At 74.7% G+C, this 14,534-nt stretch carries 12 protein-coding genes and 1 pseudogene; 5 read left to right on the top strand and 8 right to left on the bottom strand.

What is annotated here, in order from left to right; genetic code table 11:
• Window positions 1-21 precede the first annotated feature (21 nt).
• Window positions 22-800: pseudogene (locus AB0C99_RS31310) on the top strand (SDR family NAD(P)-dependent oxidoreductase).
• A gap of 92 nt (window positions 801-892) precedes the next feature.
• On the opposite strand, the gene AB0C99_RS31305 reads toward AB0C99_RS31310, so the two are convergent.
• Window positions 893-1,726 (bottom strand): LysR family transcriptional regulator substrate-binding protein, encoded by an 834-nt coding sequence (locus tag AB0C99_RS31305; RefSeq protein WP_362482316.1) that lies wholly within the window; start codon window positions 1,724-1,726, stop codon window positions 893-895.
• Between the two features lie 58 nt (window positions 1,727-1,784).
• On the opposite strand from AB0C99_RS31305, the gene AB0C99_RS31300 reads away from it, so the two are divergent.
• Window positions 1,785-2,201 (top strand): DUF5997 family protein, encoded by a 417-nt coding sequence (locus tag AB0C99_RS31300; protein WP_362482313.1) that lies wholly within the window; start codon window positions 1,785-1,787, stop codon window positions 2,199-2,201.
• Window positions 2,202-2,282: 81 nt separating this feature from the next.
• Here the strand turns inward: AB0C99_RS31300 and AB0C99_RS31295 are convergent, their stop codons facing one another.
• The 4 genes from AB0C99_RS31295 to mgtA all read right to left on the bottom strand — a co-directional run bounded on the left by AB0C99_RS31295 (window position 2,283) and on the right by mgtA (window position 8,298).
• Entirely contained in the window at window positions 2,283-3,692 is a 1,410-nt protein-coding gene (locus AB0C99_RS31295) for a hypothetical protein (RefSeq protein ID WP_362482311.1), read from the bottom strand.
• Window positions 3,689-4,729 carry a hypothetical protein gene (locus tag AB0C99_RS31290; protein WP_362482309.1) on the bottom strand — a complete coding sequence of 347 codons (1,041 nt, stop codon included), beginning with the start codon at window positions 4,727-4,729 and terminating at the stop codon, window positions 3,689-3,691. Before AB0C99_RS31290 ends, AB0C99_RS31295 begins: the two co-directional genes overlap by 4 nt.
• Entirely contained in the window at window positions 4,726-5,415 is a 690-nt protein-coding gene (locus tag AB0C99_RS31285; protein WP_362482306.1) for a hypothetical protein, read from the bottom strand. Before AB0C99_RS31285 ends, AB0C99_RS31290 begins: the two co-directional genes overlap by 4 nt.
• 159 nt (window positions 5,416-5,574) lie before the next feature.
• A complete protein-coding gene (gene mgtA, locus AB0C99_RS31280) occupies window positions 5,575-8,298 on the bottom strand; it encodes a magnesium-translocating P-type ATPase (protein WP_362482304.1) in 2,724 nt (907 codons plus the stop codon).
• Window positions 8,299-8,988: 690 nt separating this feature from the next.
• Here mgtA and AB0C99_RS31275 point away from each other — a divergent pair.
• On the top strand, window positions 8,989-10,038 hold the full coding sequence (locus tag AB0C99_RS31275; RefSeq protein ID WP_362482301.1) for a phosphodiester glycosidase family protein: 1,050 nt from the start codon (window positions 8,989-8,991) through the stop codon (window positions 10,036-10,038).
• Window positions 10,039-10,123: 85 nt separating this feature from the next.
• On the opposite strand, the gene AB0C99_RS31270 is transcribed toward AB0C99_RS31275, so the two are convergent.
• Window positions 10,124-11,158: a LysR substrate-binding domain-containing protein gene (locus AB0C99_RS31270; RefSeq protein ID WP_362482298.1), complete on the bottom strand. Its 1,035-nt coding sequence runs from the start codon at window positions 11,156-11,158 to the stop codon at window positions 10,124-10,126.
• 72 nt (window positions 11,159-11,230) lie between these two features.
• Between AB0C99_RS31270 and AB0C99_RS31265 the strand changes: the two genes are divergently transcribed.
• Together AB0C99_RS31265 and AB0C99_RS31260 are read left to right on the top strand one after the other, a co-directional pair.
• A complete protein-coding gene (locus tag AB0C99_RS31265; protein WP_362482295.1) occupies window positions 11,231-12,187 on the top strand; it encodes a dihydrodipicolinate synthase family protein in 957 nt (318 codons plus the stop codon).
• Between the two features lie 110 nt (window positions 12,188-12,297).
• Window positions 12,298-12,942: a maleylpyruvate isomerase N-terminal domain-containing protein gene (locus AB0C99_RS31260; RefSeq protein WP_362482292.1), complete on the top strand. Its 645-nt coding sequence runs from the start codon at window positions 12,298-12,300 to the stop codon at window positions 12,940-12,942.
• Between the two features lie 4 nt (window positions 12,943-12,946).
• On the opposite strand, the gene AB0C99_RS31255 is transcribed toward AB0C99_RS31260, so the two are convergent.
• Window positions 12,947-13,810: an alpha/beta hydrolase gene (locus AB0C99_RS31255; RefSeq protein WP_362482289.1), complete on the bottom strand. Its 864-nt coding sequence runs from the start codon at window positions 13,808-13,810 to the stop codon at window positions 12,947-12,949.
• A 222-nt stretch (window positions 13,811-14,032) separates the two neighbouring features.
• On the bottom strand, window positions 14,033-14,398 hold the full coding sequence (locus tag AB0C99_RS31250; RefSeq protein WP_362482286.1) for a YrdB family protein: 366 nt from the start codon (window positions 14,396-14,398) through the stop codon (window positions 14,033-14,035).
• Window positions 14,399-14,534 lie beyond the last annotated feature (136 nt).

Here is a 14,534-nt window from a genome sequence, read left to right as displayed (position 1 = left end):
CCGGAACGGAGAACCCCCCTCATGACCCACCCCCAGGACTTCGCCGGCCGTACCGCCGTCGTCACCGGGGCCGGCTCCGGCATCGGCCGCGCCACCGCCCTCGCCTTCGCCGCCCGCGGCGCCCGGGTCCTCGTCGCCGATCTGAACGGCGACGCCGCCGCCCAGGTCACCGCGCTGATCGAGGAGGCCGGCGGCACCGCCGTCGCCGTCGTCGGCGACCTCAGCGAGCAGGCGGTCGTCGACCGGCTGGTCGCCACCGCCCTCGACGCCGGGGGACCGGACGGCACCATCGACGTGCTCGTCAACAACGCCGGGATCATGGACAGCATGTCCGCCGTCGCCGATGTCTCCGACGCGGAGTGGGAGCGCCTGCTGCGGATCAACCTCACGGCGCCGTTCCTGCTGACCCGGGCCGTCGTGCCGCACATGCTGGCGGCCGGCAAGGGGGCGCCATCGTGTTCACCGCCTCCGAGGCGGGGCTGCGCGGCTCCGCGGCCGGTGCCGCCTACACCGCCGCCAAGCACGGCGTCGTCGGCCTCACCAAGTCGCTCGCCGTGACCTACCGGCACCGGGGCATCCGTACCAACGCGATCGCCCCCGGCGGCACCCTCACCAGCATCCGGGTCGACCTCGACCCCGAGGCGGCCGGGCCGCGGGCCCTCGGCGCCTACATGGGGAACGTCGGGGAGCCCGCCGCGGCCGAGACCCAGGCGGAGGCGATCCTCTTCCTCGCCTCCGACGCGGCGGGCAACATCAACGGGGCCGTGCTGCCCGTGGACGGCGGCTGGTCCGCCGTCTGACGCCCGACGGCCGACATCGGCGGCCGACAGGCCGACATGGGCGGGGTCGAGACCGGCGCGCCTACCGAAGGGCGTGCCTACGGCCGACGCGCCTACGACCGGCGGCGCGGCTTCCCGGAGCGTCCGCTCTTGGGGGCCGCGCCCCCGGCCGGCTTGCGTCGGCCGCCCGCGCCCTGGGGCTTCTGCCCGCCGCCCTGCTTCTGCCCGGCTCCCTGCCGCCGGCCCTGCTGGGGCTTCGCCGCCGTGCCGGGCTTGCGGTCCTGCTCCTCCGGGCGACGGCCGCGCGAGCTGTTCACCGTACGGCCGCGCACGATGCCGATGAAGTCCTCCACCAGCTCCGTGGTGGCGTCCTCCGGCCACGACAGCGCGATCTGCGACTGAGGGGTGCCGGTCAGCGTCCGGTACGTGAGGTCCTTGCGGTGGTGGAGGCGCGCCAGCGACTGGGGCACGGCGAGCAGGCCGATCCCCGCCGCCACCAGCTCGATCGCGTCCGCCGTGGTCGCCGGGCGCTCGAACGCGGGACGGCCCGGGGGCGTCTCCCAGTCGAGGGTGTCGTCCAGCGGGTGCAGCAGGATCTCGTCGGCGATGTCCTCGACCGCCACCTCTTCCGCCGCCGCCACGACGTGGTCCTTGGGGACCACGATCACGGTCGTCTCGACGTAGAGGGGGATGGCGCTCAGTTCCGTACGGTCGACCGGAAGCCGCAGGAAGCCCGCGTCCGCCTTCCGCTCACGCAGCAGGCCCTCCGCCTCGGCCGCCTCGACCTGCACGAGCTCCAGCGGGACGTCGGGCAGCCGCTCGTTCCAGATCCGCACCCACTTCGAGGGCGTCACCCCCGGCACGTACGCCAGCCGGAAGGCGGGGGAAGCCGGGGAAACGGCGGAAGCCGAGGGGGCGGGGGTGGGGGATGCGTCCGAGCCTGTCACCTGCCCAGATTACCGGCCGTGGTCGGCGAAGGCGCACCCGCCCGATATTCTTGTCCGCATGACGCAGCACCAGACCGCCCAGACGATGAAGCCCGCCACCGCGGCGAAGAAGCTGGGTGTGTACCTCGACGCCACCCCCGCCGACTTCCGCGAGGGCGTCGTTTCCCGCGCCGAGCTCAACGCCCTCCAGACCGACCCGCCGGAGTGGCTGCGCGAGCTGCGCCGCACCGGACCGCACCCGCGCCCCGTCGTGGCGGCGAAGCTGGGCATCTCCATCTCCGGCCTGGCCCGGGGCGGCATCACGGAGCCCCTCACCACCGAGCAGATCGACGCGATCAAGGACGAGAACCCGGAGTGGCTCCAGAAGGAGCGCGCCACCCAGGCCGACGTTCGCAAGGAGACCGTCCGCATCAAGGAGCTCCACGCCGAGAAGGCGGAGAAGGCCGCGAAGGCCGCCAAGCCCCGGCAGGACTGAGCTTTTCCGCAGCCCCTGCCGGTCCACCCACCTCCCCGCCTGGCCTTGCTGGCCCCTGCCCGGCCCTTTCGGTCCGGCGGGTCAGCGGGCGGCGCAGTCCGCGGAATCGAGGATGCCGGTCATCCGCGCGGACGGCAGGGCCGGATGGGCGGCGGCCTCCTCCCGCGCCCGGTCGTCCGGGTCCGACAGGAGCCGCTCCAGCAGGGCCGGGCCCGCGCCCGGGTGTCCAGCCGCCGCCGCGCGTACGGAGTCGTCGGGGTCGGCCGCGAGTCGTTCGAGGACGGCGGGCGGCAGCTCCGGGTCCGCCAGCGCCACGGCCCGGGCGTGCGGATCGGCGGCGTCCGCCAGGCGGCGGATCCGGTCCGTGGGGAAGCGCGGGTGCTCGACGATCAGCGGCCGGAGGTGCGACGCCTCGCCGTGCTCGCGCACCAGCCGCTCCAGGACCTCCGGCGGAGCGTCCGGTCGGCGGGCGGCGGCCCGCCGGACGAGAACGTCCCGGTCGGCGTCCAGGCGGCGCCACGCCGCCTCGGGCAGATCGGCGCAGGACGCGAGCTCCCGCCGGAAGTCCGCGTGCGGGCACTCCAGATACGTCAGCCGCTCGTCGAGCGGCAGCTCCCGCAGCCACGCGGTCGAGCCGCAGTCCCAGTGGTACGCCGCGCGCGCCGTGCCGTCGCCGGAGTCCATTTCGGCTTCCACGAGCGCGTACAGCCGCGCCCTCGTCTCGGCGTCGGTGTGCCGGCTGCGCGCGACCGCCATCCGCACGTGGGCGTCCGTGGCGTCCGTGGCGTGCGTGGCATCCGTGGCGTCTGCGAGCCGGGCGACCATGCCGGGGGTGAGGTGCGGATTGCGGGCCACTGCGCGGCGGACGTGCGTGTCACCGCGGGTGACGAGGCGCGCGAACCACGCCTCCGTCAGCGGCACCGTGCCCGCTGCGGCGCACTGTGTGGCGGGGTCGGTGAGACAGGGTTCGACCAGGTCGGCGGGGATGCCGCCGGGTGGACTGAAGACGACGGTGGTGTTGCGGACCTTCGCTTCCGGGTCGGTGAGCAGGGCGCGCTGTACGGCCAGGGGCCGGTCGCGCCAGAGCTGGGCGATAGCTCTGCGGACCGCCGGATCCCGGTCGGCGGCGAGTTCGGCGCGGGGGCGCCCGTACGCCTCCTCCATGCCTTCGAGACTCGTGAGCACGACGCCCTGGGCGACCATGGAGCGGATGAGCCGAGGGAAGGCGTCCCGTACCGCCGGATCGGGATGGCCGGCGATCACGCGGCGCATCGCGGGGGAGATCCGCGAGCCCCGGAGCCTGACGGCCGCGTCGGGATCACGGCGCAGCACGGCCTCCACCACGGCGTCGGGGACCACCCCGGTCCGCCGGAGGATGCCGTCCCGCCCGTCCGGGTGCGCGGCCAGCCGCATCAGTACGTCCTCGGGGGCCTCGGGATTGCGGCCGAGGCCGGTTAGGAGCGGGCGGAGCGGGCGGATGGGGTGCGTCATGTGGGGTCCTGGGGCGGGCGGGTCATTTCGGGCGGGGCTCCCGATCCCTCGGGGTCGGGAGCGGTGAAGTCGGGGCTCGCGAAATTCGGCCTGGGGTAGCCGAGGGCCGAGAGTCGGTTGAGCGAGTGGGCGGACCAGAGCTGCGTGAAATGGGTATCGGGGTCTGGAACGGGACCGGTGCCGCCGGTGGAGGTATCCGTGTCGAGCGCTACGCGCAGGAAGGGAACGATGCCGCGTTCCACCAGCGCGTTCCGCCAGGCTTCCCGGGCCTCGGCCACGTCGGCCCGCTCGGGCACCGGTGACGGCGGTCCCGCGCGCACGGCGGTGACGACGAGGCCGACCACGGCGACGAGGGCGACCGCCCCGGCGACCGCCGCGAACCACCAGCCCGCCTGCACCAGGGCGCTCGCCAGGGACGACCGAGGGTCGAGCACCGCGAGGACGTAGCCGACCAGCAGGGAGATCAGCGCGGCGGCCCCCGCGAACGCGGGAGCGAGGACGGCGACGACAGCCGGGAGGCCCGCCCCGGACCGCGTCCCGTCAGGGGCTTCGCGGGGCGTGAGAGGGTACGCACGCGGCTCCGTCAGCCCCGGAACCCTTTGCGCTCGCGGAGCTCTCGGCGCCTTCGGCGTTTCCGGGCGTACGTGGAGCCCGAGCAGCGTCGCGAGCAGGCGGCGGCCGAAGGACATCCGGGCCCAGCGCGCGGGGGCGACCTCGCTGCTCGCCGGGCGCCCGCCCCCCAGCACGGCGGCTGCGAAACCGCGGCCGGGCGCGGGCGGGACCCGCGCGGCGGGAGCGGACGGGGCGGGGGAGCCGCGATGCGCCTCACGGACGCGCACGTAGTGGTCGTACTCGACGGCCGCTGCCGCGGCGATGACGCCGGAGGCGGTGATGGCCTGCGTGCGCAACCGCGCGGCTTCGGGCCGTTCGCCGAGGGCCGGCAGTTCCGGGCGTTCGTGGGCGGTGCGCAGCACCTCGTCGAGGATCCGCTCGTAGTCGGGACGGTCCTCGGTCAGCAGGTGCGGAAAGCTCCTCACGGCGCCTCCTCCCCGAGCGCGCGCCCCTGCCGCCATCGTGGCGCGGGATCCGGGGTGTGGGAATCCGTCACGGCCTGCCGGTGCGCCGCGCGCGGTGGGGCGGTGGGGGAGTGCGGCGCTCCCGGCGGGGCGCCGGGCCGGACTGCCCGTTCCCGGCCGGCCGGATCCGGACCCTGATCGGCTGAGGCTGAGGCTGAGGGTGAGGCCGGGGGCGAGGGAGAGGGCGACGGAGCCGGCGGCGGTGAGGGCGTGGCCACGGCCGGCGGCGCGGTGGCCACGGGTGACGCCGCTTGCGGTGCCGCGGGCTCCGGGACCGGTTCGGCCGGCTGCCGTTCGCCGGTGACGGCCTCGTTCACCGTCTGCACGCGGCCCAGTTGGGTGAGGAGCATCGGGGCCGAGATGCCGACCACCAGGGCGGCGTACCCGCCGCTGATCTGGCCCGTGGTCCCGAACAGGACCGCCGCCCCGGCCCCCATCACCCCGTGCACGACGGCCGCGACGGCGTCGACGACGGGGTCGAAGTAGGCGGGAAACCTTGGGGGTTCGCCGGACGCGGTCCCTGGCGCCGCGGATTGCCGGTGTGCGCGGCGGTCCTCCTGCCAGGAGACGAACCGCGTGTACACGTCCAGCGCCCCGCGCAGCAGCCCGCCCGCCGCCCCCAGGAGGATCAGCGTCGAGACGTCCACGCGCTCCCCCGGCCGGCGGCGCCGCCCCCTGCTCGCGCACTACCGCTCACGGCCATGCCCATGACCAACAGCCTGCCATGTATGCCGCCGTCCGGGGATTCTTTCTCGTCATCCGTCCTCAGGTGCCCCCAGGGCATGGCCCTGAGGGCGCCGCTTCCGCTACAGCCAGGTCCCGAAGCGGCGGATGTAGAGCGTCTTCACCGCCTGCGTCAGGGCGCAGTAGGCGAGCAGGATGCCGATCAGCCACGGGAAGTACGCGGCCGGCAGGGCCACGAGGCCCAGGCTGTCCGCGAGCGGTGAGAACGGCAGGTAGAGGCCGGTCAGGACCGCCAGGGCCGTCATCACCATCACCGGCCAGGAGGCCCGGCTGCGGAGGAACGGGATCTTGCGAGTGCGGATCATGTGGACGATCAGAGTCTGCGACAGCAGTCCCTCCACGAACCAGCCGGACTGGAACAGGGCCTGCTCCGCCGGGGTGTTGGCGGCGAACACGTGCCACATCACCAGGAACATCGCGATGTCGAACACCGAGCTGATCGGCCCGATGGTCAGCATGAACCGGCCGATCCCCTTGGCGTCCCAGTTGCGAGGCTTCCGCAGGTACTCCTCGTCCATGCGGTCCCACGGCGTCGCCAACTGGGCGATGTCGTACACCAGGTTCTGCACGAGCAGCATCACGGCCAGCATCGGCTGGAACGGGAGGAACGCGCTGGCGACGAGGACCGAGAAGACGTTCCCGAAGTTCGACGACGCCGTCATCTTGATGTACTTGATGGTGTTGCCGAACGTCGTCCGCCCTTGCACCACGCCCTGTTCGAGGACGGTGAGGTCCTTCTCCAGGAGGATGATGTCGGCCGACTCCTTGGCGATGTCCACCGCCGAGTCCACCGAGATGCCGACGTCGGAGTCCCGGAGCGCGGCGGCGTCGTTGATGCCGTCGCCGAGGAAGCCGACCGTGTGGCCCTCCGCCTGGAGCGCGCGCACGATCCGCGCCTTCTCTACGGGGTTGACCTTCGCGAACACGCTGGTACGGGCGCTCAGTTCGCGAAGCTCCGCCTCGTCCAGGCCGTCCAGCGCGGCGCCCGTGACGACCGTGCCCACGTCCAGGCCGACGTCCGCGCAGACCCGCGCGGCGACCAGCTCGTTGTCGCCGGTGACGACCTTCACCGTGACGCCCTTGTCGGCGAGCGCCCGCAGCGCCTGGGCCGCGTCGGCCTTGGGCGGGTCGAGGAAGGCGAGGAAACCGATCAGCGTGAGCTCCGACTCGTCGGCCACGCCGTAGGTGTCGCGCGGCTCCCGCAGCGTGCGGGTGGCCACCGCGAGCACGCGCAGCCCCTGCCGGTTGTGCTCCTCCGCCACCCGGGCCACGTCCTGGCGCAGCGGCTCGGTGAGCGCGACGGTCTCGCCCCGGTCCCGCACCCAGGCGCACCGGGCCAGCACCTCCTCGACCGCGCCCTTGGTGATCATGACGTGCTCGGGGCGCCCGAGGTCCGCTCCGAGGAGCCCGTTGCGGTTCAGGACCACGGACATGCGGCGCCGCGCGAAGTCGAAGGGGATCTCGTCGACCAGCGTGAACCGCGCGTCGACGACAACCTCCTCGGCCTCGCCCACCCGGGCGACGATCGCCCCGTCCATCAGGTTCCGCAGCCCGGTCTGGAAGTGCGCGTTGAGGTAGCCGTACTCCAGGACCTCCCGGTCCTCGTCCCCGCGCACGTCCAGGTAGCGGTCGAGGACGATCCGGTCCTCGGTCAGCGTGCCGGTCTTGTCCGTGCACAGCACGTCCATCGCGCCCAGGTTCTGGATCGCGTCGAGCCGCTTGACGACGACCTTCCGCTTCGCCAACGCGACCGCGCCCCGGGCCAGGTTGGCGGAGACGACCATCGGCAGCATCTCGGGTGTCAGACCCACGGCGACGGCCACGGCGAAGAGGAACGCCTCGTTCCAGTCGCCCTTGGTCAGCCCGTTGATCGCGAACACGACCGGCACCATCACCAGCATGAAGCGCAGCAGCAGGAAGCTGACCCGGCGCACGCCGTCGTCGAAGTTGGTCTGCGGGCGCTCGCCGACGAGCGAGCCCGCCATCGAGCCGAAGTAGCTGTCGGAGCCGGTCGCGACGACGACACCGGTCGCCGTCCCGGACGTCACCGACGTGCCCATCAGGCACAGGTTCCCGGCCTCCACCGGGTCGGTCACCTCCGGACGGCCGTGGTCCACGCCCCGGATGTCGTCCTTGGCGACGGGCAACGACTCGCCCGACAGGGCGGCCTGGGAGACCATCAGGTCCTTGGACGCGACGAGCCGCAGATCGGCCGGGACCAGGTCTCCGGCGGCCAGCCGTACGAGATCGCCCGGGACGACCCGCTCCATGCCGACCTCGCAGGGTGTCGGCAGGCTGCTGCGCCCGGCCCTGCGCACGACGGCGGTGGTCGTCGTGACGAGCCGGGCCAGCGCGTCCGCCGCCCGGCCGGAGCGGTACTCCTGCCAGAACCGCAGCAGGCCGCTGACCAGCACCATCACCGACAGGATGACGACACCCGGGTCGGCGGGGTCCTGCCAGAACATGACGGCGGCGAGGAAGACGAGTACGGCGATGAAGGGGTTCGCGTACGCCTTCGCGAGCTGGACGTACCAGCGCGGCGCGCGTTCCTGGGCGACGGTGTTCGGGCCGTGGCGCTCCAGGCGCGCGGCGGCCTCGGCCCGGGTGAGTCCGCTGCGGGTTGCGGCGAACTCCCGCAGGACCCGGTCGCCCGGGTGTCCGGCGATCTCGACGAGCCGGGCGGCGACCCGGCGGGTACGGGCCTCCAGCTCGGCCGCCTTGCGCTCGCGGCGGGTACGGGTGCCCCGGCCCGGCGGAGCGAGCTTCTGGGGGGTGAGCAGGGTCATGACGAATCCTCCCTCGGCGATTCCGGGCACGCCGGAGCGCGCACCGGATCACGGAGCGGTCGTGCGCACGCGGGCTCCTTGGAGCGTCCGCGCGGCGGAATGATCGATGAGTGAGAGGGGGTGGGTACGCGTACCTGACGGAGGTTCGGCCGGTCGTGTCGGCGGCTAGCGGTCCGGCGCGCGTCGGCGCGGGGGACCGGATCGGGTGCCGGCTCGCCGGACGGAGGCGTGCGCGGGCGCGCACGTTCGTCAGGAGGTCACGTACGGAACGGCGCGGCGAAGAGACGGCGCCGGAGAATCGCCGGTACGGGCCGGGCGCGGCGGGGCCCCCGGTGACACGGACGTGTCGGGGTCAGCCGGCCGGCAGGGTGCGGCGAGGACTTCCTTCGGGACTCATCCCGAACACCTCCTCGCCTCGCACCGATATGCCCGTCGCCCACCGCACAGCGGGTGCGGCGCGGGAGTCCAGGACGTCCACCGCGCGGCGACCCCTTGACCGTACCCCACGCGGACGGCCCGCCGCGCGGGACCAAGGTCCCGGCCGGCGGGGGTCGGAGGTCCGACGTACTCGTCTGACCTGCGGCTTTGCGCGCGCCGCAGCGCTGAGGAGCCGTCATGTTTCGACCGTTCCTTTACCGGGCGGGGTGACGTGGTCATGTCGCGGTGGCTTCGTAGGATGCGCGCGGGGAGTTGATCAGGCAGCCCGCCACCTGGACGGCGGGCCGGAAGGAGAACGCCGACGCGGTGGTCGCCGACCTGCTGGCGAAGGGCTTCGTCGGCCGGGTGGACTCGGTCGCGCTCCCCGCGGGTCCGGGCCATATCCTCAGCGAGGCCGACAACGGGCGCACCGCCCTGATCCTGGAGGGCGCCGGGGCCCGGGTGCGGGTCGACGAGATCGCCACGCGCACCCAGGCGACCGGGCACGACGGTGCCTCCCAGGTGGTCGACGGCATCAACCGCGTGCCGGGACGCAACGTGGGCTGCGGCGGGGTCGGCGACGACCGGCGCCGCAACGCCGCCGGCGAACTCGCCGCGGAACCGCGGCCGGTGCGCGACATCCTGTGCTTGGACCCCGACGAGATCGTGGTGTTCCGCCCGGAGTGGGGCGCCGCCACGCCCTCCCAGCCGACGGGCGACAGCGTGGACGTGCTCATGGACGGCAACTGGGTCGTCACCGGGCTCCGCAGCCCCGCCGGCGGACCCGTCCCCGCGGGCGGACGCGTCCTCCAGGGGATCGGCGCCGGTGCGCAGTGGCTGCGCGCCCACAGCGAGTCGAACAAGGCGTTCAAGCCCGGCACCACGATCACGGACTCCCGGGGCGCGGTCGTCAGCGGCTCCGCCCTGTCCGCCGTCGCGGGCGGCGGGCCCGCCCTGGTCCGCGACGGCGAGATCATGAGCAACGCCGACGCGAACGGGACGTTCGACCCCGACACGAACGTCGTCACCAGCGGCATCGCGCAGCGTCACCCGCGCACCCTCGCCGGGGTCACCGCGACCGGGGAACTGCTGCTCGTGACCATCGACGGCCGGCTGCCGCAGACCAGCGTCGGCGTCACCGTGCCCGAGGCCGCGGCCGTCTTGAAGTGGCTCGGCGCGAGGGACGCCCTGAGCCTCGGCTCCGGCGGCGACACCAAGCTCCTCGTCAAGGGCACTCTCTACAACCGTCCGATGGACAGCCGGCAGGCGGCGGCGCCCACCGAGTGCAGGGTCGGCAACGCGGTCGTGGTCGTCCCGCGCTGACCCGGGGGCCGGGGGCGGCCCACATACCGATGTCCGCGTGCCGATGTCCGAGTGCCGCGTGCCGGGTGCCAGGTGCCGGGGTCCGTCACCCGGCCACGCCGTCCGGCTTCCCCTCCCCGCCCCCGGGCGTGCCGCCCAGCACCGGCGGTACGGAGTCGCGCAGCGCGCGGATCAGGGCGGCGACCGCCGGGTGCGGGCCCGCGCCGCCCCGGAACGCGATCCGGGTGCGGCGGCGCACCGGGAGCGGTGTGAGGCGGACGCCCGACGGGGGTTCGAGCGCCCCCAGCCGAGGGACGACGGCCACGCCCTGCCCGGCCGCCACGAAGGCCAGCACGGTGGCGAACTCGTCCACCTGGTGCCGTACGCGCGGCGCGAACCCGGCGGCCCGGCAGACCCGTTCGGTCACCGCGCGGCAGAGGGTGTCCGGGGACGACACGATCCACGGCGCGTCCCGCCAGGGGGCGAGGACGGACAGCCCGGGGGCGGTACCCGGCTCCTCCCCGCCGGGCCCGGAGTCCGCCGGGTCCGGCACTTCGGCCCCGGACGCGGCGGCGTCGGACGCGTCGGCCCCGGACACGTCGGCCCCGGGCGCGCGCGTGGCCAGGAACATCGCCTCCTCGCACAAGGGCTCCTCCGCGAGCCCCGGTTCGAGCGCGGCGGGCACCAGGTCGTAGCCGTGGACCAGGGCCACGTCGAGGTCCCCGGCGCGCAGGGCGTGCGCCGCGCCCGCCGGGTCCACCTCCGAGACCATCGGCTCCAGCGCCGGGTGCCGGGCGGCGAGCAGGCCCAGCGCGCCCGGCAGGATCGTGCGGGTCGCCGTGGGGAAGGCGCCGATGCGCAGCGGGCCCGCCGGGCCGCCCCGCGCCTCGGCGAGCTCGGCCGAGGCCAGTTCCAGGTGTTCGAGCACGGCCTCGGCGTGCCGGACCAGCCGCTCCCCGGCCGGGGTCAGCCGCACCCGCCGCCCGGTCCGTTCGAGCAGCGGCACCCCGGCCTCCCGCTCCAGGGTGCCGAGTTGCTGGGACACGGCGGACGGGGTGAAGGACAGGGCCTCGGCGACGGCGGCGATCGTGCCGCGCAGGGCCAGTTCGCGCAGGAGGCGCAGACGACGGACATCGAGCATCAGCTCAGCTTACGTTTCGGATCGGAAAAGCGAACTGGACCTGGAGGGTCCGCCGCGCCCACCCTCGACGACATGGCACAGGAACAGACCACCACCGCCCCCGTCACGGCCGCCGCGCCGGAGTCCGCGACGGCCGGCTTCGACCCGTACGGCATCCACGTCCCCCTCGTCACCCCCTTCGCGCGGGACGGCCGCCCCGACCTCGACGCCCTGGAGGGGCTGGCCCGCTCCGTCCTCGACGACGGCGCCGCCGGGCTCGTCGCCCTCGGTACGACCGGCGAGGCTGGCGCGCTCGACGCCGACGAGCGCCGGGCCGTCGTCGACACCTGCGCGCGGGTGTGCCGCGAGCGGGGCGCCCAGCTCGTCGTCGGCGCCGCCGGGGGTGCCACGGCCGACGTCGCCCGGGACCTCGCCGCGTTCGGCCGGTGGCCCGAGGCCCGCGCGGCCCTCGTCACGGTGCCCGCCTTCGTCCGGCCCTCGCCGGAGGGGGTGCTGGCCCACTTCGAGCGCCTCGCCGCGGACAGTCCGGTGCCCCTGATCGCGTACCACATCCCGTACCGCACCGGCCGGTCGCTGGACGCGGGCACCCTGCGCGCGCTCGGGAGCCTGCCCGGGGTCGTCGGGGTCAAGTACGCGGCCGGCGGCGTCGACGAGGACACCGTCCGGCTCCTCGGCGACCTGCCGCCGGGCTTCGCGGTGCTCGCGGGCGACGACGTCTTCGCCTCGCCGCTGCTGGCCCTCGGCGCGAGCGGCGGGATCCTGGCCTCGGCGCACCTGGCGACCGCCCGCTTCGCCGAGCTGGCCGAGACCTGGCGGGCGGGTGACGTGGCCCGCGCGCGGGCGCTCGGGCACCGCCTGGCGCGGCTGTCGGCCCTGCTGTTCGCCGAGCCCAACCCGACCGTCGTCAAGGGCGTCCTGCACGCCCAGGGACGCATCCCCACCCCGGACGTGCGGCTTCCGCTGCTGCCCGCCGGGGAGGAGTCGGTCGCGGCGGCACTGAAGGAGACGGAGGCGGCGACGGGGGCCTGAGCCCGGGCCGGGTGGCCAGTCGGCCCGGGACTGGTCGGTCCCCGCGGCTCGACCGCGCCCCGGGCCGCCGCCTCCTTGTCCGGTCGCCCCGGCGCCCGTACGGTGCCGACGTGGATCTCTTCTCGCCCTCCTGGTCGGCGTTGCGCTCGGCGGTCGCCGGGCTTCCCGACGAGGACTTCGGGCGTCCCTCCGGGTGTGCCGGCTGGCTGGTGCGGGACCTGGTCTGCCATCTGGTCATCGACGCCCAGGACGTGCTGATCACCCTGGTCACGCCGGCCGAAGGGCCGCCGACCGTGGACGCCGACACGTACTGGAAGCTGGTGCCGCCGCCGACCGGCGAGGACCCGCTCGACGCGCTGATCCCGCGCCTCGCCGCCGCCTACGGGGACCCGGCGCTGCTGCGGTTCCACCTCGACGACGTGGGGGCGGCGGCGGGCCGGGCCGCCGGGCTCGCCGACCCCGCCGCCCTCGTGGCGACCCAGGACGAGGTGCTGACGGCCGGCGACTACCTCACCGCGTACGTACTCGAATGGACCCTGCACCACCTCGACCTGGGCCCCGCCGTGCCGCCCCCGCCCGCCGAGGCGCTGGCGGCGGCGCGCGGCTCGCTGGAGCGGATCGCCGGGGCCGCGTTCCCCGCCGCCTTCACGGACGGGGACGCGCTGCTCGTCGGCACTGGGCGGCGCGCCCCCACCGAGGCGGAGCGGGGCGCGCTCGGGCCGCTCGCCGCGCGGCTCCCGTTCGTGCTCGGCTGAGCCGTCAGCAGGTGGCGCCCGCGGCCTGCTCGATCAGGCGCGTGACGACGTCGGGGTGGGACATCATCGCCACGTGCGAGGAGTCGATCTCGACCGTGTGGGACTTCGCCCGCTTCGCCTCGAACCGCTCCAGGTCGGGGGCGATGGCCTTGTCCTGCCTTGCCACCAGGAACCACGACGGGATCGTCTTCCAGGCCGCCGCCGTCGCCTTCTCGGCGAAGCCCGCAGCCGTCACCGGGCGCTGCTCGGTCGCCATGACCCGGGTCTGCTCCTCGGGCAGGTCGGCGGCGAACACGCTGTGGAACTTGTCGTTCTGGATGTACAGGTCCGTGCCGCTGCCCGTCGCGTCGGTGTACGGGACGGGCCGGACGGCCGTGCCCAGCTCGCTGCCGGGGAACTTGGTGGAGAGACCGGCCGGTGACTCGCCCTTGTCGGGCATGAAGGCCGCGATGTAGACCAGCGCCTTGACGTTCGGGTTGCCCGCCGCCGCGCCGCTGATCACGGCGCCGCCGTAGGAGTGGCCGGCCAGGATGATCGGGCCCTTGACGCTCTTGAGCACGCTGGCGACGTACGTGGAGTCGTTGCCGAGGCCGCGCAGCGGGTTCGGCGGGGCGACGACCGGGTAGCCGGCGTGCTGGAGCCGGTCGACGACGTCGTTCCAGCCCGAGGCGTCGGCGAAGGCGCCGTGCACGAGGACCACCGTCGGCTTGGCGCCGTGGCCGCGCGCGGCGTCCGTGCCGTCCGCTGCCGTCGCCGTGGTCGCGGCGGGGCCGGTCGCGAGCGCGGCCGACGTGAGCAGGAGCGCCAGGGCTCCGGCCCGGCGGACGCGACGCCGGGACGGGGTGCGGTGGGCGGCGGGCACGGTCATGGGGCGCTCTCTTTCGTGGGGGTGGCCTACGTTCGTGGGGGTGGCCGGGGCCGCACCCAGCTTCGGCACACTGGGCCCGGCGCGGCGCGCTCAGCCGGGCAGGAGGGTGAGCGCGGCGGCCGGCCGGATGACGCGTTGCGCCACTTGGAGAGCCCCCGGCGGACGCGTCACGCCCCGGCGGCTCACGCCCTCGGCGGACGCCTCACACCCCCGGCGGCCACGTCACGCCCCGGCGCCCCGGGCGCGTCTCTCCGCCGTGGCGAGTGCCGTGTTGACCGCCGCCACGACGGCGAAGGCGAGCGCCCAGCCCGGCCCCGCCAGGACGTACAGCGCGGCCGTGGCGGCGCCGTAGACCAGGGCCTTCACCGCGAGGATGCCGGCGAGGGGGAGGCGGATCCGGGCCTTGGGCGCGGCGAACAGGCCCCACAGGGTGGCCGCGGCGGCGGGGGCGGCCACGGCGAGGAGCAGGCCGGCGGGGACGGACCCGGGGGTCGCCCAGCCCCACCAGGCGAGGAGGGCCAGGGCGGTGAGTTCGAGGAGGAAGGCGAGGGCCTCGTTGAGGACGTGCAGGGGCGTGGGCAGCTTCATGGTTGATCATTCTCCGTCCACTCCGATGGATATCGGACCAACTCGGCCTAACTGCGGCCCAATGCAGTCGGGTTGCTGTCACGTTAGATCAACAACGTGTAACGAAAAAACGCTTGTCGGACAGAATCCTTCCCTC

Source organism: Streptomyces sp. NPDC048659, assembly GCF_040650575.1.
Lineage (GTDB): Bacteria > Actinomycetota > Actinomycetes > Streptomycetales > Streptomycetaceae > Streptomyces.
The sequence above is the reverse complement of the archived record's forward strand: the minus strand, read 5'-3'. Positions and strand labels throughout refer to the sequence as shown.

Bases quoted from the DNA above. Each gene is read 5' to 3' on its own strand.
- AB0C99_RS31300 (WP_362482313.1), top strand. From the start codon at position 1,785: ATGACGCAGCACCAGACCGCCCAGACGATGAAGCCCGCCACCGCGGCG.
- AB0C99_RS31295 (WP_362482311.1), bottom strand. From the start codon at position 3,692: ATGACGCACCCCATCCGCCCGCTCCGCCCGCTCCTAACCGGCCTCGGC.
- mgtA (WP_362482304.1), bottom strand. From the start codon at position 8,298: ATGACCCTGCTCACCCCCCAGAAGCTCGCTCCGCCGGGCCGGGGCACC.
- AB0C99_RS31270 (WP_362482298.1), bottom strand. From the start codon at position 11,158: ATGCTCGATGTCCGTCGTCTGCGCCTCCTGCGCGAACTGGCCCTGCGC.
- AB0C99_RS31265 (WP_362482295.1), top strand. From the start codon at position 11,231: ATGGCACAGGAACAGACCACCACCGCCCCCGTCACGGCCGCCGCGCCG.
- AB0C99_RS31255 (WP_362482289.1), bottom strand. From the start codon at position 13,810: ATGACCGTGCCCGCCGCCCACCGCACCCCGTCCCGGCGTCGCGTCCGC.
- AB0C99_RS31250 (WP_362482286.1), bottom strand. From the start codon at position 14,398: ATGAAGCTGCCCACGCCCCTGCACGTCCTCAACGAGGCCCTCGCCTTC.